General features: G+C 68.1%; 17 protein-coding genes. 9 read left to right on the top strand and 8 right to left on the bottom strand.

Annotation, left to right across the window (positions count from 1 at the left end):
* The first annotated feature begins 4 nt into the window (after nucleotides 1-4).
* Together glpK and NM2_RS39285 are read left to right on the top strand one after the other, a co-directional pair.
* Nucleotides 5-1525, top strand: coding sequence for a glycerol kinase GlpK (gene glpK, locus NM2_RS39290; protein ID WP_067680542.1), 1521 nt, complete (start codon nucleotides 5-7; stop codon nucleotides 1523-1525).
* Nucleotides 1526-1592: 67 nt separating this feature from the next.
* Nucleotides 1593-3266 (top strand): glycerol-3-phosphate dehydrogenase/oxidase, encoded by a 1674-nt coding sequence (locus NM2_RS39285; RefSeq protein ID WP_067680539.1) that lies wholly within the window; start codon nucleotides 1593-1595, stop codon nucleotides 3264-3266.
* Nucleotides 3267-3314: 48 nt separating this feature from the next.
* On the opposite strand, the gene NM2_RS39280 is transcribed toward NM2_RS39285, so the two are convergent.
* The gene (locus NM2_RS39280; protein WP_245718440.1) at nucleotides 3315-4148 is read right to left on the bottom strand and encodes an MmyB family transcriptional regulator; all 834 of its coding nucleotides are present in this window, start codon (nucleotides 4146-4148) and stop codon (nucleotides 3315-3317) included.
* Between the two features lie 92 nt (nucleotides 4149-4240).
* Between NM2_RS39280 and NM2_RS39275 the strand changes: the two genes are divergently transcribed.
* The gene (locus NM2_RS39275) at nucleotides 4241-4780 is read left to right on the top strand and encodes a YceI family protein (RefSeq protein WP_067680536.1); all 540 of its coding nucleotides are present in this window, start codon (nucleotides 4241-4243) and stop codon (nucleotides 4778-4780) included.
* Between the two features lie 99 nt (nucleotides 4781-4879).
* Here NM2_RS39275 and NM2_RS39270 read toward each other — a convergent pair whose 3' ends face one another.
* On the bottom strand, nucleotides 4880-5740 hold the full coding sequence (locus tag NM2_RS39270; RefSeq protein WP_067680533.1) for a helix-turn-helix transcriptional regulator: 861 nt from the start codon (nucleotides 5738-5740) through the stop codon (nucleotides 4880-4882).
* A gap of 58 nt (nucleotides 5741-5798) precedes the next feature.
* On the opposite strand from NM2_RS39270, the gene NM2_RS39265 reads away from it, so the two are divergent.
* The 3 genes from NM2_RS39265 (at nucleotide 5799) to NM2_RS39255 (ending at nucleotide 9632) form a co-directional block, all read left to right on the top strand.
* Complete coding sequence (locus NM2_RS39265; RefSeq protein ID WP_067680530.1) at nucleotides 5799-7481, top strand: AMP-binding protein; 1683 nt, start codon at nucleotides 5799-5801, stop codon at nucleotides 7479-7481.
* Nucleotides 7478-9199, top strand: coding sequence for an AMP-binding protein (locus NM2_RS39260; RefSeq protein ID WP_067680527.1), 1722 nt, complete (start codon nucleotides 7478-7480; stop codon nucleotides 9197-9199). Before NM2_RS39265 ends, NM2_RS39260 begins: the two co-directional genes overlap by 4 nt.
* Before the next feature lie 223 nt (nucleotides 9200-9422).
* Entirely contained in the window at nucleotides 9423-9632 is a 210-nt protein-coding gene (locus NM2_RS39255; RefSeq protein WP_051193550.1) for a hypothetical protein, read from the top strand.
* Here NM2_RS39255 and NM2_RS39250 read toward each other — a convergent pair.
* On the bottom strand, nucleotides 9629-10609 hold the full coding sequence (locus NM2_RS39250; protein WP_245718439.1) for an AraC family transcriptional regulator ligand-binding domain-containing protein: 981 nt from the start codon (nucleotides 10607-10609) through the stop codon (nucleotides 9629-9631). The two genes, NM2_RS39255 and NM2_RS39250, sit on opposite strands and share 4 nt — an antisense overlap.
* Nucleotides 10610-10805: 196 nt before the next feature.
* Here NM2_RS39250 and NM2_RS39245 point away from each other — a divergent pair, with 196 nt between their 5' ends.
* Complete coding sequence (locus NM2_RS39245) at nucleotides 10806-11186, top strand: VOC family protein (RefSeq protein ID WP_067680521.1); 381 nt, start codon at nucleotides 10806-10808, stop codon at nucleotides 11184-11186.
* On the opposite strand, the gene NM2_RS39240 is transcribed toward NM2_RS39245, so the two are convergent.
* The gene (locus tag NM2_RS39240) at nucleotides 11168-11905 is read right to left on the bottom strand and encodes a helix-turn-helix transcriptional regulator (protein WP_245718438.1); all 738 of its coding nucleotides are present in this window, start codon (nucleotides 11903-11905) and stop codon (nucleotides 11168-11170) included. The genes NM2_RS39245 and NM2_RS39240 overlap by 19 nt on opposite strands.
* 148 nt (nucleotides 11906-12053) lie before the next feature.
* On the opposite strand from NM2_RS39240, the gene mscL reads away from it, so the two are divergent.
* A complete protein-coding gene (mscL, locus tag NM2_RS39235; RefSeq protein ID WP_067680518.1) occupies nucleotides 12054-12554 on the top strand; it encodes a large conductance mechanosensitive channel protein MscL in 501 nt (166 codons plus the stop codon).
* A gap of 15 nt (nucleotides 12555-12569) precedes the next feature.
* Here mscL and NM2_RS39230 read toward each other — a convergent pair whose 3' ends face one another.
* The 4 genes from NM2_RS39230 to NM2_RS39215 all read right to left on the bottom strand — a co-directional run bounded on the left by NM2_RS39230 (nucleotide 12570) and on the right by NM2_RS39215 (nucleotide 16285).
* Nucleotides 12570-13301 (bottom strand): PP2C family protein-serine/threonine phosphatase, encoded by a 732-nt coding sequence (locus tag NM2_RS39230; protein ID WP_084532020.1) that lies wholly within the window; start codon nucleotides 13299-13301, stop codon nucleotides 12570-12572.
* A gap of 132 nt (nucleotides 13302-13433) precedes the next feature.
* The gene (locus NM2_RS39225; protein ID WP_067680511.1) at nucleotides 13434-14210 is read right to left on the bottom strand and encodes an ABC transporter permease; all 777 of its coding nucleotides are present in this window, start codon (nucleotides 14208-14210) and stop codon (nucleotides 13434-13436) included.
* The gene (locus tag NM2_RS39220) at nucleotides 14210-14866 is read right to left on the bottom strand and encodes an ABC transporter ATP-binding protein (RefSeq protein WP_245718437.1); all 657 of its coding nucleotides are present in this window, start codon (nucleotides 14864-14866) and stop codon (nucleotides 14210-14212) included. The genes NM2_RS39225 and NM2_RS39220 overlap by 1 nt, the downstream gene beginning before the upstream one ends.
* A gap of 147 nt (nucleotides 14867-15013) precedes the next feature.
* Nucleotides 15014-16285 (bottom strand): hypothetical protein, encoded by a 1272-nt coding sequence (locus tag NM2_RS39215; protein ID WP_067680508.1) that lies wholly within the window; start codon nucleotides 16283-16285, stop codon nucleotides 15014-15016.
* A 359-nt stretch (nucleotides 16286-16644) separates the two neighbouring features.
* On the opposite strand from NM2_RS39215, the gene NM2_RS39210 reads away from it, so the two are divergent.
* Nucleotides 16645-17874: a cytochrome P450 family protein gene (locus tag NM2_RS39210; protein WP_067680505.1), complete on the top strand. Its 1230-nt coding sequence runs from the start codon at nucleotides 16645-16647 to the stop codon at nucleotides 17872-17874.
* Nucleotides 17875-18079: the final 205 nt, after the last annotated feature.

The following is an 18079-nucleotide window of genomic DNA, read 5'->3' as shown; positions in this document are numbered from 1 at the left end:
CGCGATGAGCCAGTTCGTCGGAGCCATCGACCAGGGCACCACGAGCACCCGTTTCATGGTGTTCGATCACGACGGTAACGAGATCGCCCGTCATCAGCTCGAGCACGAGCAGATCCTGCCGCGGGCGGGCTGGGTCGAACACAATCCCACCGAGATCTGGGAACGCACCCGCGCCGTCATCGAATCCACGCTCACCAAGGCGAATCTCACCGCCGCCGACCTGGCCGCGGTCGGGGTGACCAATCAGCGCGAGACCACCGTCGTGTGGAATCGGCGCACCGGCCGCCCGTACTGCAACGCCATCGTCTGGCAAGACACCCGCACCGACAAGATCGCCGCGGACCTCGAGCGCGCCGGGCACGGCGACACCATCCGCCGCAAGGCCGGACTGCCGCCCGCCACCTACTTCTCCGGCGGGAAACTGCGCTGGATCCTGGACAACGTGCCCGGCGTGGCCGATGACGCCGAACGCGGTGAGGCGCTGTTCGGCACCACGGACACCTGGCTGATCTGGAATCTCACCGGGGGCGTCGACGGCGGTGTGCATCTGACCGATCCCACCAATGCCAGCCGCACCATGCTGATGGATCTCGAGACGCTGGACTGGGACCGGGAACTGTTGTCCATCTTCGGAATTCCGCGCGCGATGCTGCCCGATATCGTGCCGTCCTCGAATCCTGGACTGTTCGGCAAGACACTGGCGAACGGCCCGTTCCGGGGCGAGGTGCCGCTGGCCGGCGTGCTCGGCGATCAGCAGGCCGCGACGGTCGGACAGGTGTGTTTCCGGCCGGGCGAGGCCAAGAACACCTACGGCACAGGCAATTTCCTGCTGCTGAACACCGGCGAGGAGCTGGTGCGGTCCAAGCACGGACTGCTCACCACCGTCGCCTACCAGTTCGGCGAGCAGAAACCGGTGTACGCGCTGGAGGGCTCGATCGCGGTCACCGGTTCGGCGGTGCAGTGGCTGCGCGATCAGCTGGGCATCATTTCCGGTGCGGCACAGAGTGAATCGCTCGCCGCGCAGGTGGACGACAACGGTGGGGTGTACTTCGTGCCCGCGTTCTCCGGGCTGTTCGCGCCCTACTGGCGCTCGGATGCGCGCGGGGTGATCGTCGGCCTGTCCCGGTACAGCACCAACGCGCATCTGGCCCGCGCGACGCTCGAGTCGATCTGCTACCAGACCCGCGACGTGGTGGCCGCCATGCAGGCCGATTCGGGTGTGGAACTCGACGTGCTGCGCGTGGACGGCGGCGTCACCGCCAACGAGCTGTGCATGCAGATCCAGGCCGATTTCCTGGGCGTCCCGGTCTCGCGGCCGGTCGTCGCCGAGACCACCGCGCTGGGCGCCGCGTACGCCGCGGGCCTGGCGGTCGGGTTCTGGCGCAGCACGGACGAACTCGAGCAGAACTGGCAGGAGGACAAGCGCTGGGAGCCCGCCCTGGGCGAGCCGGAGCGCGAACGCGGTTACGCGCGTTGGAAGAAGGCCGTCGAGCGGACCCTGGACTGGATCGACGTCGACGAGTGAGCGACCCGGGCCCGGCCGCGTCCGGGCCCGTTCTTCGAAAACCTTTGCAACAAGGAGAGATACGGCAGTGCCCGCACATCTGGACCCAACCTATCGCGCCGATGCCCTCGCCTCGCTCGGTAAGGACGAGGTGGACGTACTCGTCATCGGCGGCGGCGTGGTCGGTGCCGGAGCCGCCCTCGACGCCGCCTCCCGGGGCCTGACCACCGTGCTGGTCGAGGCCCGGGACTTCGCGGCCGGAACGTCGAGCCGCTCCAGCAAACTCATCCACGGGGGGCTGCGCTATCTCGAACAACTCGATTTCGCGCTGGTGCGGGAGGCGTTGCGGGAGCGGGGCCTGCTGCTGAACACGCTGGCCCCGCATCTGGTGCATCCGGTGTCGTTTCTGTTTCCGCTGCAACGTCATTGGGAACGTCCCTACATCGGTGCGGGCGTCGCGCTGTACGACACCCTCGGCGGCGCACGGGCATTGCCCATGCATCGACACCTGAGCCGTTCGCGCGCACTGGAATTGGCTCCGGCCCTGCGCGAGGACGCGATGGTCGGCGCGATCCGCTACTTCGACGCGCAGGTCGACGACGCACGGCACACGATGACGTTGGCGCGCACCGCCGCCCGGCACGGCGCGACCGTGCTGACCCGGGCGAAGGTGACCGGACTGCTCCGTGAGGGGGAGCGGGTCGTGGGCGCGGTGGTCACCGATCAGGAGACCGGGCGCGGGTACCCGGTGCGCGCGCGGCGGGTGATCAGCGCGACGGGCGTGTGGACCGACGAGATGAATGCCATGACCGGCGTTGACTTCCCGTTCCACGTGCGGATGTCCAAGGGTGTGCACATCCTGGTGCCGCGGGAGCGCCTGGATCTGGACACCGGGCTGATCATGCGGACCGAGAAGAGCGTGCTGTTCGTGATCCCGTGGCGGGAGCACTGGATCATCGGCACCACCGACACCGACTGGTCGCTGGACAAGAATCATCCGGTGGCCAGCGCGGCGGACGTGCGGTACATCCTCGATCACGTCAATTCGCTACTGCGCGAACCCCTTTCGAGCGCCGATATCGTCGGCACCTACGCGGGCCTGCGGCCGCTGCTGTCCGGGGCGTCGTCGAGCACAGCCAAGCTCTCGCGCGAACACGCTGTGGCGGAACCGGTTCCGGGACTGTTCGTCATCGCGGGCGGCAAGTACACCACCTACCGGGTGATGGCCGCGGACGTGATCGACGCCGCGGTGGCCGGATTCGGGCGCGGGGTGGCCCCCTCGGTCACCGGGAATCTGCCGATCCTGGGGGCGGCCGGATATCACGAACTCCGAGACGACATCGACAGCGTCGCCCAGCGGGCCGGGCTCTCGGTCGCCGCGGCCACCCACCTGGTGTCCCGCTACGGCTCACTGGCCACCGAGCTGTTCGCGATGATCGACCGCGAACCCGAACTCGGCATGCCGCTGCCGGGCACCGAATACCTCGGCGCGGAGGCGGTTTACGCGGTCACCCACGAGGGCGCGCTGCACCTGGACGACATCCTCACCCGCCGCACCCGCATCTCCATCGAGGTGCCCGACCGCGGCCTGGCCGCAGCCGCGGTGATCGCCGATATCGTTGCGGGACAACTGGGTTGGGACGAAACCGCCAAGTCCCGCGAGCTGGCTCGCTACCGCGACCGAGTGAACGCCGAACTCGCGGCCAATGCCGCCGGGGACGACGACGCGGCCAACGCGGCACGTCTGGGCGCGCCCTGCTGAGCCTGAGCCCGACCTCCGAGTCGCCGCGTGGTGTGCCGGTGCCGCGGACTATTCGTTGACCAGCCGCAGTCCCGGCGCACGGACCTGACGCCGGTCCACCAACCACACCATCACACTCTGATCCACCGCGGGATTGAGGGTTTCGATCTCCACCTCTACCTCGCCGCGGATCGGATGGCGCAGATGTACCGTGGCCGAACGGTAATCGGTCACGCGATGTTCCTGCCAGCGCCGGGCGAACTCCGGAAAGCGTTGCAGCGCTTCGATCGTCGAGGCGAGTTGCGGATCGTCGGCCCATTGGGAGCGGGCCGCGCGCAGCGACGAGGTCAGCAGGTCGGCGGCCACGGGCCAGTCGGTCCACCATTTCGCCGCCGCCGGGTGGCCGAACAGGTAGTGCGCGAGATTGCCCTCGACCTCGGCGTCGAGTAGTCCGAGCGGCTCGGCGAAATCGCGCCACGCGGCGTTCCAGGCCAGCACGTTGAGCCGTCGGCCCAGCACCAAGGCCGGGGTGGGGTGCAGCGCGTCGAGTACCGCCTGCACGGTCTCGCTGACGCGCTCGAAGGCCCGTCCGTCGGAGGGACAGCCGCCGACCTGGTGGTCCAGCCCGAGCGCCAGCTTGCTGAAATGGTGCCGTTCGACCTCGTTCAGCCGCAGCGCCTCGGCCAGCGCGGCCAGGACCGCGGTCGAGGGATTGGTGTCGCGGCCCTGTTCGAGACGGGCCAGGTAGTCCACGCTCACCCCGGCGAGCGCGGCGACCTCCTCGCGCCGCAGGCCCGGCGTGCGGCGTCGGCGCCCCGAGGGCAACCCGACCTCTTCGGGCTGCAACTGCGCGCGCCGAGCTATCAGAAACTCGGCGAATTCGGACCTGGACACGACATCCATCCTCTACTATCCGGGACTCGTTATCCGCGCCCTGCCAGTACCAGGATAGGGGCGGTGTGGATAAGCGGACCACGGTCCGGAAGACTGATCGCATGACGACTTCCGAACAGACCCTCTCGACCGGAGCCTGGGAGCTCGACGCCAACCACTCCTCGGTCAACTTCACCGTACGCCACCTGGGCATTTCCAAGGTTCGCGGCCGGTTCAACAACTTCGAGACCAGCTTCGTGGTCGACGAGTCCGGCACCGCCACCATCGAGGCCACCATCCACCTGGACTCCTTCGACACCGGCAACGAGGGCCGCGACAACCACGTGCGCAGCGCCGACCTGCTCGATGTGGACAAGCGCCCCACCCTGCACTTCAAGGCGTCCGAGCCGGTGCGGGTGGCCGAGGAGTTCGAGGTCACCGGCGATGTCACCCTCGGCGGCGTCACCAAGCCGATCACGCTGGAGGTCGAGTGGGGCGGCGTGCAGGAGTTCCAGGGCGACGGCAAGCGCCACGCCGGTTTCTCCGCCACCGGTTCGTTCAAGCGCTCGGAGTTCGACGTCGCCCCGGGCGTGCCCGCCGCGATGCTGAGCGACAAGATCGCCATCGAGCTGGACATCCAGCTGGTCGAGCCGCAGGCCTGAGCACCGGGCCACGGGTCTGATCCACGCGCGCGAAGCCGCCCTCGCCGATCCCGGCTGGGGCGGCTTCGACGTGTCGGCAGCCGAGCCGGCGCGAACCGGTCAGGGCAGCAGCCCGTGCCGCCGCGCCCGCACGACGGCCTCGTGCCGGGTGTGCGCGGAGAGTTTCGTCATGGCACTGCGCAGATAACTCTTCACCGTCTCCGGCCGAAGCGAAAGACGTTCCGCGACTTCAGCATTGGCACACCCCAGGGCGATCTGCGCGAGTACGTCGAGTTCGCGGGGCGCGAGCGTGGGCACCTCGTCCGGGATCCCGGGATCGGCCATCAGCCGGGCCAGCCGGTCGGATAGATCCCGCAACCGGATGCGGGTCACGTTGTCGGCGACGGTCTGGGCGATACCCCGCATCTCGGCGTGAATGGCGCGCAACTGCTCGGTGACCACCGCATCCGCCCCGGGGGCGACCGCACCCGCCGCGGCCTCGCGCAGACGCAGCCGCCGGTCCACCTCGTCACGGATCGCCAGTTCGACCGACAGCCGCCGCCCCGCCGCCATGGCCAGATCGGCCGTGCGATCACCGACCGGACCCGCATCGCGGCTCGCGACGTACAGCACCGCACGCGATTCCCCGCGCACCACGACCGGAATCCCGACCACCGCGCGCAATCCCTCGCTCAGCACCGGCGCGTCGTAGTGGTGGGTGATAGTGGACGCCTCCCGATAGTCCGCGACCGAGGTCGGACGTTTACTGGCGAAGGCCGCACCGCCCACACCGGAGGACGGGGACACCACCAAACCCCGCATCGCACTGGTCCGGGTACCGAGGAACTCGCTCAGCACCAACGCACCCGCGTGCACCTGGCCGCCGAACACCACCGGCATCCCCGACATCGCCGCGACCTGCCGTAACTCCGCCCGCAGCGCATCGGAATCGCGGGGGCGCAGGGCATCGGCGGAACTCATTCTCGGCACCCCTTTCCGGGGGTAGCGGGCGGACAAGTGTGACCTGGATCCTATATCTGTGAACGGGAGTACGGGCCGGGCTCGGCCGACCAGTTATACACACGGGGCGTGGGACACACCGCTGCTCGGCGATACCATCGGCGAAAATCTGGATCGCACGGTCGCAACCTACGGCGACCGCGACGCGCTCATCGATCGCGGCACCGGAGCGCGGTGGACATATCGCGAATTCGGCGCTCGGGTCGACACACTGGCCTCGGGCCTGCTGGCCGCTGGCATCGGCAAGGGCGATCGGGTGGGCATCTGGGCGCCCAACCGCGCGGAGTGGACGCTGGTGCAGTACGCGACCGCGAAGATGGGCGCGATCCTGGTCAACATCAACCCCGCGTACCGGATGCACGAACTGCGATTCGTGTTGCAGCAGGCCGGAATCCGGCTGCTGGTCGCCGCGACCGAGTTCAGGGGATCCGATTACGCGGCGATGATCGAACAAGCCCGGCCGCAATGCCCGGACCTCGAGCGGGTGATCATGCTCGACAGCGACGAGTGGTCCGCCCTACAGGACTCCGGTAGTGCCGCGGACCCGGCGGAACTGGCCGCGGCACAGGAGAATCTGTCTCCCGACGATCCGATAAACATCCAATACACCTCGGGCACAACCGGATTCCCCAAGGGGGCGACGCTCTCCCACCACAACATCCTGAACAACGGCTATTTCGTCGGCGAGCTGTGCGGTTACACCGCGCAGGACCGGATCTGCATTCCGGTGCCGTTCTACCACTGCTTCGGCATGGTGATGGGCAATCTGGCCGCGACCAGTCACGGCGCGACGATGGTCATCCCGGCCGCCGCGTTCGATCCGGCCGCGACGTTGGATACCGTTGCCGCCGAACGCTGTACGTCGCTGTACGGGGTGCCGACGATGTTCATCGCCGAACTCTCCGATCCCGGATTCGACTCCTACGATCTGACCTCGCTGCGGACCGGGATCATGGCCGGATCACCGTGCCCGATGGAGGTCATGAAGCAGGTCATCGACCGAATGGGCATGAGCGAGGTGTCCATCTGCTACGGCATGACCGAGACCTCCCCCGTGTCCACCCAGACCCGCCGCGACGATTCACTCGCTCAGCGCACGGCCACCGTGGGCCGAGTCGGCCCGCATCTGGAAGTCAAGATCATCGATCCCGCAACGGGTCTCACGGTGCCGCGCGGGGAACAGGGCGAATTCTGCACGCGCGGTTATTCGGTCATGCTCGGCTATTGGAACGACCCGGGCCGCACCGGCGATGCCATCGACGCCGGACGGTGGATGCACACCGGCGATCTGGCGGTGATGGACGAGGACGGATACGTCGCGATCACCGGGCGGATCAAGGATATGGTGATCCGCGGCGGGGAGAACATCTATCCCCGCGAGATCGAGGAATTCCTCTACACCCACCCGGACATCCTCGACGCCCAGGTGGTCGGCATACCCGATCCGAAATACGGTGAGGAACTCGTCGCCTGGATCCGAATGCGCGAGGGCGCGACACCATTGGACGCTGCCGCGCTGCGCGAATTCTGCACCGGCCAGCTCGCCCGTTTCAAGATTCCCCGCCACGTGCACCTCGTCGAGGAATTCCCGATGACCGTGACCGGCAAGATCCGCAAGGTCGAGATGCGGGAGATCTCCGCGAACCTGTTCGCCGCCGATTCGGCGGACACCACCCAAGGCCCGACAGGAGACGATCGGTGACCCGGCCCGAACCCACGTCCAATACCGCGCTCTATCGTGCGGCTCGCGACCAACTCCTCGGTGCGGCAACCGATTACGAGACCGCGCGCAGCAGCTTTCGCTGGCCTCGGCCGACCGGGAAGTTCAATTGGGCGATCGACTGGTTCGACGTGATCGCGCACGGCAACGACCGCACCGCCCTGTGGATCGTGGAGGAGGACGGCAGCGAGCGCAAGGTCGGCTTCCAGGAGATGTCCCGGCGCTCGGATCAGGTCGCGACCTGGTTCGCGAGTTTCGGTATGGGCAAGGGCGATCGGGTGCTGCTGATGCTCGGCAACCAGGTCGAACTCTGGGAGGCGATGCTGGCCGTGGCCAAACTCGGCGCGGTCGTCATGCCGACCACCGCCGCACTCGGGCCCGCCGACCTGAGCGACCGAATCACCCGTGGCGCGGTGCGTTTCGTCATCGCGAACGCCGCCGACACCGCGAAGTTCGCGGAGGTCGAGGGCGACTACACCCGGATCGTCGTGGGCGATCCGGCGCCGGACTGGCATGCCTACGCCGAGGCCGACACGGTCCGCAGCGCGGGCCCGTTCCGAGCGGTCACCGATATCACCGACGAACTGCTCGTCTACTTCACCTCCGGCACCACGAGCAAGCCGAAGATGGTGCAGCACAACCAGACCAGCTATCCGGTCGGACATCTGAGCACGCTCTACTGGATCGGCGTGCGCCCCGGCGACGTCCATCTGGCGATCAGCGCACCCGGCTGGGCCAAACACGCCTGGAGTTGCTTCTTCGCACCGTGGATCGCCGAGGCGACGATCTTCGTCTACAACTACGCGCGGTTCGACGCCGCGGCGCTGCTGGCCCAGCTGCACCGGGCCGGAGTGAACACCTTCTGCGCACCGCCCACGGTGTGGCGCATGCTGATCCAGGCCGACCTCGGCGAACGCCCGGCCGGACTGCGCGAAATCCTCGGCGCGGGTGAGCCGCTCAATCCGGACGTCATCGCGCAGGTGCGCAAGGCGTGGGGCCTGACCATCCGGGACGGATTCGGCCAGACCGAGACCACCCTGCAGGTGGGCAACACTCCGGGCCAGCCGGTCAAACCGGGATCGATGGGACGTCCCGTGCCGGGAGTTCCTGTGGTGCTGGTGGATCCGATCACCGGCGAACTCTCCGACGAGGGCGAGATCTGCCTGGATCTGAGCGCCGATCCGGTCAATCTCATGACCGGATATCTGGAAGACCCCGAACGCAATGCCGCGGCGATGGCGGGCGGCTACTACCACTCCGGCGATGTGGCCACCCGCGACGCCGACGGCTACATCACCTATATCGGCCGCACCGACGACGTCTTCAAATCCTCGGATTACAAGGTCTCCCCCTTCGAACTGGAAAGCGTGCTGATCGAACATCCGGCGGTGGTGGAGGCCGCGGTGGTGCCGCAGCCGGACGACACCCGCCTGGCCGTGCCGAAGGCGTACGTGGCATTGGCCGCCGGGTGGTCCGCCGACGGCGAGACCGCCCGCGCCATCCTGGAATACGCGCGCGATCATCTCGCGCCCTATCTACGCGTGCGCCGAGTCGAGTTCACCGAACTGCCCAAGACGATCTCAGGCAAGATCCGACGGGTGGAACTGCGTCACCGCGAACAGACAGCACACGCCTCGGGCACTCCCATCGAGACGGAATTTCGTTACGAAGAACTCGTTCGCACAACGACACCCGAGTAATGGCCCACGCGTCGATCATGATTCGGATAGTCTCCCAGTCGGCAGCTCCAGCGGGGGTATCCGAGTTCTGCTACGGGTATCCGGTGTCCGGCCTGAGTTTGGCGCGTTTGCCCGAAAGTGGCGTGTTCCGGGCTAGCAGGGCAATTGGTCAGCACACAAAACTGGGGCGCACGTCCCGATGATTCGTGATCGACAGTCCGTATCTCGACGATTGGAGGTTGCCTTGCCACAGCACACCGGGTCCCAGCACACCAGTGAGAGCGCCACGGCATACGTCGTGGCCGCACTCGAGGCGAAGGGCACCGCAACTCGCGACGATTTCGATGTACCCGCGATCGTCGCCGCAACCCATGCGATAGCGGAGAGCTGGGATTTCGACTCCCTGGAACGCACCACGTTCTGGGGAATCGCGGCCACCCACCTGAGATTCTAGGTTCCGGTGGCGGTCCCCGCCTCCACGAACGAACGTGCTTGCGCCGCAACGTTCCACCGCTGCGCGGCACGACGTACCGAGGCGGCGTCCGCATATCCCAGCAACTGCGCCTGCCGGGCACGGCTCACCGGGCCCGCGGCCGCGGCGCGATGAAGCCTGGCGCGATCCAGCTCCCGCCGCCAGGTCGTGCCCGCCTCGGTGAGTCTGCGTTGCAGTGTGCGCGGACTCGTGGCCAGGCGGCGAGCGACCCGTTGCAGCGAGACCTCACCCTCGTCCAGCGCCTCGGCCAGCGCCGCGCCCACCCGTTCGGCCCAGCTCAGTTCCAGCGGCGGCGGTGGCGGCAGGGTGGCCGCCAGCGGTTGCAGCACCTCGGCCAGCACCGGATCCGCGGTGGTCAGCGGCAGATCCATATCGGTGGCCCGGAACGTCATCGCGTCCATGGGAGCGCCGAATTCGATTGCCTCCGTGCCGAACACCTCCCGGAAGGTCCGCAGGTTCCGCGGCGCGGGCTGCCGCAGTGCGACCCGGACCGGATCCAGCGGCGCGTCGACGACGACGCGAGCCCTGGTCAGCACGGCCACCAATCCCCAGATCTGCGTCAAGTCGCGGGCCCGGCCCTCCCCCACGATCATGTCCAGCGACAGCGTGGCCTCCCGCTCGTTCTCCTGGAACAGCTCGAAGCGGTGATTGCTGGTGACCGCGGTGACGTACGGCCCGCAGGTGGCCAGCCCGGCCCCCACCGTGGGCGCACTGGTGAACAGATAGTCGTAGAGCCGAGTGGTCGGGAGCTCGTAGCGGCTCGCGACATGTAAGGCGACGTCGGGGTCGTCGAGCCATTGCTCGCTGATTTCCCAGAGCCGACCGAAATGGTCGTTCGATACATGTGTGCCGGGTCCGGTCATGGCCCAATCGGGCAGCCCGCATTCGCGTAGCAGCCGATCACGATCCAGTCCGGCCTCGGCAAGTCTCGCAATCACAAATCGGTGCAATAGCGTCGAATCGGTCCCCATGCCCCTCCTGCCCTACTGTTTCCCCGAAGAATCTTCCTGGAAATAGCTACCTCGCAGAGTAGCCGCCGGGACCGCAAAGTATCGCATCACCGCCGATACTTCCCCGGTACGGTGTCCGATTTGTTCAAGACCGGACCGCGGCCATCGCCCTAGAGTCCGCGGCATGACTCTTCGACTGAATGTGATCGGCCTCGTCGCCGCGGATCTGGATGCGACCCTGCGGTTCTATCGCCGTCTCGGGCTGGAGTTCGGCGAGGTGACCGGCGGCCACGCGCAGGCCCCGCTACCCGGCGGCATACACCTCATGATCGACACCGAGGACACCGTCCGCTCCTTCCACCCGGACTGGCAGGGGCAGCCCGGCCGGATCGGGCTGGCGGTCGAATGCGACGGCGTCGCCGAGGTGGACGAGGCGTTCGCCGAACTCACCGGGGCTGGGTATCGCGGCGCCCTCGAACCGTTCGACGCGTTCTGGGGCCAGCGCTACGCCACCGTCCTGGACCCGGACGGGAACGGGGTCGACCTCTACGCGCCGCTGACCTGAGCGGGTCGATCCCGGGCGATCAACCGGGCCGGTGACGTCCCGGCCAGCTCGCGCACATCGCGCGCTAGATGGGCCTGGTCGGCATATCCCGCGCGGAACGCGGTCTCGGCGAGCGGGATTCCCACGCGGGCCAGGGCCAGCGCGCGTTGCAGGCGCAGCACCCGTGCCAGCGTCTTGGGTCCGTAGCCGAAGGCGGACAGCGACATTCGATGCAGTCGGCGCTCGCCGAGTCCGAGCGACTCGGCGACGGCGGCCACCGCGGACCCCTCGCTCAGCCGGCGCACCACCGCGCCCAGTACGGGGTCGGCCGGATCCGTCTCGGCGGCAATACGTCCGGCGATCCGGTCGAGTCCGGCCATGGGATCGGCAGAGGCGGCGACGATCCCGGCCAGCGCACGCACCCGCGCGGGCCGCCACAGCTGGTCGAGATCGGCACGGCGGTCGAGCAGTTCGCGCGCCGGGACCCCGAGCAGTGCGGGGGCGGTGCCGGGGAAGAACCGGATTCCGGCGATCCGCGTTCCGGGCGGGGCGGTGGTCGGATAGCCGCGAGTGTCCGGTCCAGCGACGACCAGTCGGCCGCCCAGCCAGAGCAGATCCATACATCCGTCCGGCAGGACCGGCGCGTCGTCGGCCGGGCCTATCGTGCGGGTCCACACCGTCGCGCCGGAGACCGTCCGGGAACGACGTTCCCGATACCGCGGCGGCGGGTGGATCTGCACCTCCGACACACTACGCGGCGGGCACAGTCGTGCGTGTTCATCGCCACACGCACCGGAGCACGGCCGGTGCTGATGCATTCGGGCCACTACACTACCCAGGACTTCCGCCAGGGGGACGAAGCTAGCTCAGATTGGGGTCCGCACCACCATGCTCAAAGGTTTCAAAGACTTCCTGATGCGCGGGAACGTCATCGACCTGTCCGTCGCCGTCGTGATGGGCACCGCGTTCACCGCGGTCGTCCGGTCGGTCACCAAGGGAATCGTGGAACCGCTGCTGGCGATTCTGGGCAGTAACAGCCAGTTCGGGCTGGGTTTCCAGCTGGTCCCCGGTAAACCGGCCACCTTCATCGCGATCGGGCCGATCGTCAGCGCGGCCATCGATTTCGTCATGGTCGCGGCCGTGCTGTACTTCGCGCTGATCCTGCCGATGAACACGCTCAAGAAGCGCTTCGCCAGGGGTGAGACCAAGAAGGCCGGGGCCACCCAGGAGGAACTGCTGACCCAGATTCGCGATCTGCTGGCCGCTCAGGCGGGCGGCTCGACGCCCGCCGACGGTTCGGCCGACTCCGACGACTCCGACGACTCGGCCGACTCCGGCGACACGGCCACGGACGGCCGGCGCGTCACCGCGAAGAGCATCGCCGACTGAATCGCGCGGCGGCCGTCAACGGCAGTCCACCACCAGGGCCGTGGTGTTGTCACTGCCTCCGGCCCGCAGCGCGCCATCCACGAGAGCCTCCGCGGTGATCGCGGCGGTGGCGCACCTGGCGAGCGTCTCCTTGATCTCGGCCATGCCCAGCGGCTTGTGCACACCGTCGGTGCTCAGCAGGAACCGGCCGTGACTGGATCCGGTCGCAGCGCGGCCGATGGCGTCGGGCGACACCGTGCGCGCGGAGGTCAGCACGAGATGTTCGAAGCGCCGCGCGGGACGCTGCCCCAGGGACCGGAAGTATTCCGCCGCGGTGTGGTCGGTGGTGATCTGATGCAGCACCCGGCCGTTCCACCGGTAGGCGCGAGTGTCCCCGACCCAGGCGATATCGCACGGCCCGCCGTTCGCCGGCAGCACCGCGACGACGAGGACCGCGTCGGCCTCCTTCTCGGTGAACTGCCGCAGCAATTCCGCTTGCGCGGCAAGGATTCCGGCTGCCGCACCGGCCTGTGACGCCTCCCGGGCGGCCACCGCGGCGACCGTGCGGGCGGCGCGGGCGGCCAGCAGATGATCGCCGACTCCGTCCGCGACGACGAACGCGCTCGTCCCGGTGACCGGATCGGTCCAGCTGGACAACGCGTCGGCATTGAGCGACCGCAGGCCGCGCCTGCTCACCGATGCCCCTGCGACGCCCGCCACCCGAACCAGCTCACGACGAGAAAACGCGGCGGTAACTCCACTGTCCACGGCCGTCTCCTTGGGCTCAGCACACCCCACACTGCCCGGCGGCAGCTATTCCAGTAAACCGGGCACACGTGTGGACAACGCCAGATCCGCCTGTGCGATTCCTGAGAAGCGGACGACCAGCACGTTCTCGGATCATCTCGGCAGGGTGACCAGCCGCTGCGCGTCGTCGAACAGGGCGCGCTCGGCGACCCGGGCCGCGGCCAGGGCCGCCAGCGATGCCGCGGCCAGCAGCATGTACATCACCACGATCTGATAGCGGATCGCGGTGAGCGGTTCGACCCCGGCCAGGATCAGGCCGGTCATCGCGCCGGGCAGGCTGATCAGGCCGACGACTTTGGTGGAATCGATGCCGGGCACCAGCGCGGTGCGCAGCGCGGACCGCCGGTACGGCAGGAATGCCGTGCGGGCGGGCAGGCCCAGGCACAGCCGGGCCTCGATCGCGGGACGCGCCGCCACGGCGTCCTCCCGCAGGCGGCGCAGCGCGATGCCGGTCGCCTGCATGGATCCCGAGACGATCATCCCGCCCACCGGAACCACCACCCGCGCCTGAGTCGAGATGACCTGCAACGCGATCAGCGCGCCGAGGGTGATCACCGTCCCGAACGCGACCCCGGCGGTGGCCGCTCGAATCGCGTGCGGCAGGCCCGCGCCGCGCCGCCCGGCGACCCGTCCGGCGATGCCGATCATCAGCACCACCCAGCCGAGCGCACCCGGTAATCCGGTGTGCCGGAACAGAATCAGCAGAATCGCCCCGACCGCGACGAGTTGTACCCCGGCGCGCGCCGCGGCGATCAGCAACTCACGCGTCAGGTGCAGCCGCTGCCGGTAGGCGATCAGCGCGGCCAGCGCCACCAGCGCCACCGACGTGCCGACGCCCTGCCAGTTCGGAACCGAAAGTCCTTGCACCATCAGGCTTTCCGATCATCGTGCGCGCCGAACCCGGACAGTCCGCCGCCGCCCAGCAGCAGTACCTCGTCGGCGACCCGGCCGACGAATGCGGTGTCGTGACTGACCAGCACCACCGATCCGCCGTCGCGGGTGTGCTCGCCGATGAGATCCGCGACCGCTCCGGCGGCGGCCTCGTCCAGGGCCGAGGTCGGCTCGTCCAGGATCAGCGCCTGCGGGCCTACGGCCAGTTCGCGCGCCAGGCAGACCCGTTGCGCCTCACCGCCGGACAACTCGCCGCAGCGCCGACGCAGGAACGTCTCCGGCAGCCCGGCCCGCCGCAGGAGCGCACCCGCCCGTTCGTCGGTCAGCTCGGGACGGCCGACCCGCACTTCGTCGGCGACGACGTCGGTGAGCAGCGTCGCGTGCTGCGGCACCAGCCCGACCCGGCGACGCAGATCGAGGACGTCGAGTTCGGTGATCGGCACATCGTCCAGCAGGATCCGCCCGCTGGACGGTTCGGCGAGCCGATTCAGCAGTCGCAGCAGCGTGGTCTTGCCGACTCCACTCGGCCCCACCACCGCCGTGCACCGGCCACCCGGCAGCCGCACGTTGACGTCGGCGAATATCGTGGTCGGCCCGAAATTCACCCCGACCTGCTCCAGGACGATGCTGTGCACGCCACCACCCTGCCCCACCCCGACGCCCAACGCAGCACAACCCGCGCGAATGACCACCGCCAGCCGCGCGACGTCGCGCCCGCAGAGTGCAGGCCCCGCCCCGGATGCGCTGCCACCAGCGGTGACAGCGCATCCGAGAAGGTTCGGTCAGTCCTCGCTGAACGAGGAGGCGCGCTGCTTGCTCGCGCGGGCGCGGCGACGTTCGGCGCGCAGTTCGGCGAGTTCCTGTTCGAGGGTCTCGGCGATCCGGAACTGGCCGGTGTCGTACCCGTTGAGCGGATCGTCCTGTGCGCCATCGGCATCCGCGCCGTTGCTCGCGGATTTGCCGTTGGCGGCGGACTTTCCGTTCGGCTTGGCCGAGCCGTTGGTGTCCGCGCCGTTCAGCCAGGCTTCGTTGGCGCGGTATTCGGTGGTCACTGCGGCATCGGCGGCGGCCGAGGGACGGAAGGAGAGTGAATCGTCGGCGTCCACCGTCGAGTGCTTGTCCGACTCACCGGCCATGGCGTCCACCTTCGTGGAGCCCTCCGCCGAGGTGGCCTCACCGCCCGGCAACGCCATCAGCGCGCCGCTGGGGCGGGTCACGTCCGGAGAGACGTTCTGCCGGAAGAAACTCACGAATGTCGGCATCGTGCGGCGGATCTGCTCCGAGGGGTCGGGCAGATCGCGAACCTGTTCGGTGGCGTGCGCGATGGCCATGCCGTATCGCGAGCTGGCGGCGTGGTGAATCAGCAGCGCGACACCGATCATCACCGGAGCGACCGCGTGCACGCCGACGTCGTACCACCGCCCCGACCTGATGTACGGGTAGGTGTTGAGCCCGACAGTCAGTGACAGCAGGGCCAATTCGGCGATCGCGACCTGCTTGCGGCTGTCCAGGATGCCCCATTCGGCGACCTTGTTGGTGCCGATCATGATGATGACCAGACACACGCTGATCATTGCTTCGAGTAGGTAGCTGAACCAGTACAGCGGATCGGTCGGGCCGCCGGGGGCGATGTTGTGCTGCACGTTGACCGCCGACCACAGCATTCCGGCCGCCACCACGCCGGCCAGCGCGCGCAGCGACCACGCCCGATGCCGGTACAGCGAGGCGAGTTTGGCGTGTGGGCTGGATTCGCGCCGCTGTGCGGCGAGCGCCCGGCGGGCGAGCAACAGATCACGCATGTCGGCCTTCGCGATCTTCTGGGATGTTGTCCTGGCTTCGTCGGAGGCCGCGGCCGCGGCCTGGACATGCTTCCAGCGTTGGTCGCGCTCGGCCTCGCGGATCTTCTCGGCGAGTTCACGTTCGGCGCGCAACTCGTCTTCGGACAGGGCCTCGGTCAGCGCGGGATCGAACTGATAGGCCAGTCGTCCGCGGGCATGCTCGACCCGTTTCGCCAGATGCGTGACATCGTCTTCGCCCGAGTGCTCGATGGTCATCGCGCCTCCAAGCGTGTGAGATGCTGCGGCAGCCAAAGGGTCACGGTTGGTAGCGGCACATAGCATTAATAGTCGATAGACCGCCCATGGCGAAACCGCAAGATAGCCAACAGGCGTAATTCCCCGGCGTGGCGCGCGCGACACGCGCAGAAGAGTACGCCCGCCGCGCATTCCGAACCGGTCCGTCGACCCGGAACCGGACGGTTTCGGATGCGACGCTCGTCCCATTTGCGGCCCGTTCTCGTGATCGCTTGCGCCACAGCCTGTCCCGGTACTCGCGAGTAGCTTGGTGGGGGTGGGGCCGACGGCCGCACAGGGAGCGCGATCGGATCCCGATCGCAGGAGACAGTGAGGACATCATGGTCGATACCGAAGCACCCGACCGAATCGAAACAGTCGGCGATGATTTTTTCGCCGACCCGCACGCGTACTACCGTCGCTGGCGCGAACGCGGGCCGGTGCTACAGGTCCGATTGCCTCGAACCGACATACCCAGCTGGGTGATCCTCGGGTACGACGAGGGGCGCGCCGCGCTCACCGATGCCCGGCTACAGAAGAACGTTGCGGGCCTGCGGGCGATCTTCGAACGCAAAAATCCTGCGGCCAGGGCGAATCCGGGCGCGTTCGACCTGTCCGCGCACATGCTCAACAGCGATCCGCCGGACCACACCCGGTTGCGCAAGCTGGTCAACAAGGCATTCACCGTGCGCAGCGTGGCCGCGTTGCGCACTCGCATCCAGGAGATCACCGACGGTCTGCTGGACGCGATGCAGGGCCGGGACGAGGTCGATCTGATCCAGTCCTTCGCGGTGCTGCTGCCGGTCACCGTGATCTGCGAACTGCTCGGCGTTCCGTTCGAGGACCGCGAGGACTTCCAGCGCTGGACCAAACTCCTCATCGGCGGCGCGGCGACGACCGACGAGGAGGTCTTCGCCGCGGGTTCGGACATGTCGGACTATCTGCGGCGGCTCGTCCAGGCCAAGCGCGCGGAGCCCGGCGAGGATCTGCTGTCCGGGCTGGTGCACACCAGCGACGAGGACGACGACCGGTTCACCGAACAGGAACTGGTCTCGATGGCCTTCCTGCTGCTGGTCGCCGGCCACGAGACGACCGTGAATCTGATCGCCAACGGCACCCTGGCGCTGCTGCGCAACCCGGCGCAACTGCAAGCCCTGCGCGAGAACCCGGACGGGGTGCCCGCCGCGGTGGAGGAGTTCCTGCGGTACGACGGGCCGGTGGGCTGGGCGACCGTGCGGTACACCGCGGAACCCGTGGAGATCGCGGGAGTGGAGATCCCGGAGGGCGAGTTGGTGTATATCGCCCTGGGTGCGGCCAATCGGGATCCCGAGCACTACGCCGATCCGGAGGGACTGGACATCACCGGCGATTCGGGCCCGCATCTGGCCTTCGGCCACGGCATCCACTACTGCGTGGGCGCGCCGCTGGCCCGGCTCGAGGCCGATATCGCGTTCCGGACGCTGCTGCGCCGGTTCCCGGACCTGGGCCCGAGCGCTTCGGACCAGGATCCGGTCTGGCAGCCCAGCCTGCTGATCCACGGTATGACGAGCTTCCCGGTCCGGCTCACCTAGGCGGCATACGGATAACAACACCCTTCTGCTCGGCGTCACGCAATCAGTCCGACCTGCCACAATATCGACAAAACTGTAACAGGTTTCACCTGTCGATATAGCGAAGCTGTATTTACTTATTCCACACGCGGCGGTTAATCTCGAGCGGACGCAGAGCAGAAGGGAACGTCATATGCAGATCAACAACGCGGTTGCCGTGGTGACC

It is taken from the genome of Nocardia miyunensis NBRC 108239 (assembly GCF_001613065.1).
Lineage (GTDB): Bacteria > Actinomycetota > Actinomycetes > Mycobacteriales > Mycobacteriaceae > Nocardia > Nocardia miyunensis.
The sequence above is the reverse complement of the archived record's forward strand: the minus strand, read 5'-3'. Positions and strand labels throughout refer to the sequence as shown.

Bases quoted from the DNA above. Each gene is read 5' to 3' on its own strand.
- glpK (WP_067680542.1), top strand. From the start codon at position 5: ATGAGCCAGTTCGTCGGAGCCATCGACCAGGGCACCACGAGCACCCGT.
- NM2_RS39280 (WP_245718440.1), bottom strand. From the start codon at position 4,148: ATGGATGTCGTGTCCAGGTCCGAATTCGCCGAGTTTCTGATAGCTCGG.
- NM2_RS39275 (WP_067680536.1), top strand. From the start codon at position 4,241: ATGACGACTTCCGAACAGACCCTCTCGACCGGAGCCTGGGAGCTCGAC.
- NM2_RS39270 (WP_067680533.1), bottom strand. From the start codon at position 5,740: ATGAGTTCCGCCGATGCCCTGCGCCCCCGCGATTCCGATGCGCTGCGG.
- NM2_RS39245 (WP_067680521.1), top strand. From the start codon at position 10,806: ATGACTCTTCGACTGAATGTGATCGGCCTCGTCGCCGCGGATCTGGAT.
- mscL (WP_067680518.1), top strand. From the start codon at position 12,054: ATGCTCAAAGGTTTCAAAGACTTCCTGATGCGCGGGAACGTCATCGAC.
- NM2_RS39225 (WP_067680511.1), bottom strand. From the start codon at position 14,210: ATGGTGCAAGGACTTTCGGTTCCGAACTGGCAGGGCGTCGGCACGTCG.
- NM2_RS39215 (WP_067680508.1), bottom strand. From the start codon at position 16,285: ATGACCATCGAGCACTCGGGCGAAGACGATGTCACGCATCTGGCGAAA.
- NM2_RS39210 (WP_067680505.1), top strand. From the start codon at position 16,645: ATGGTCGATACCGAAGCACCCGACCGAATCGAAACAGTCGGCGATGAT.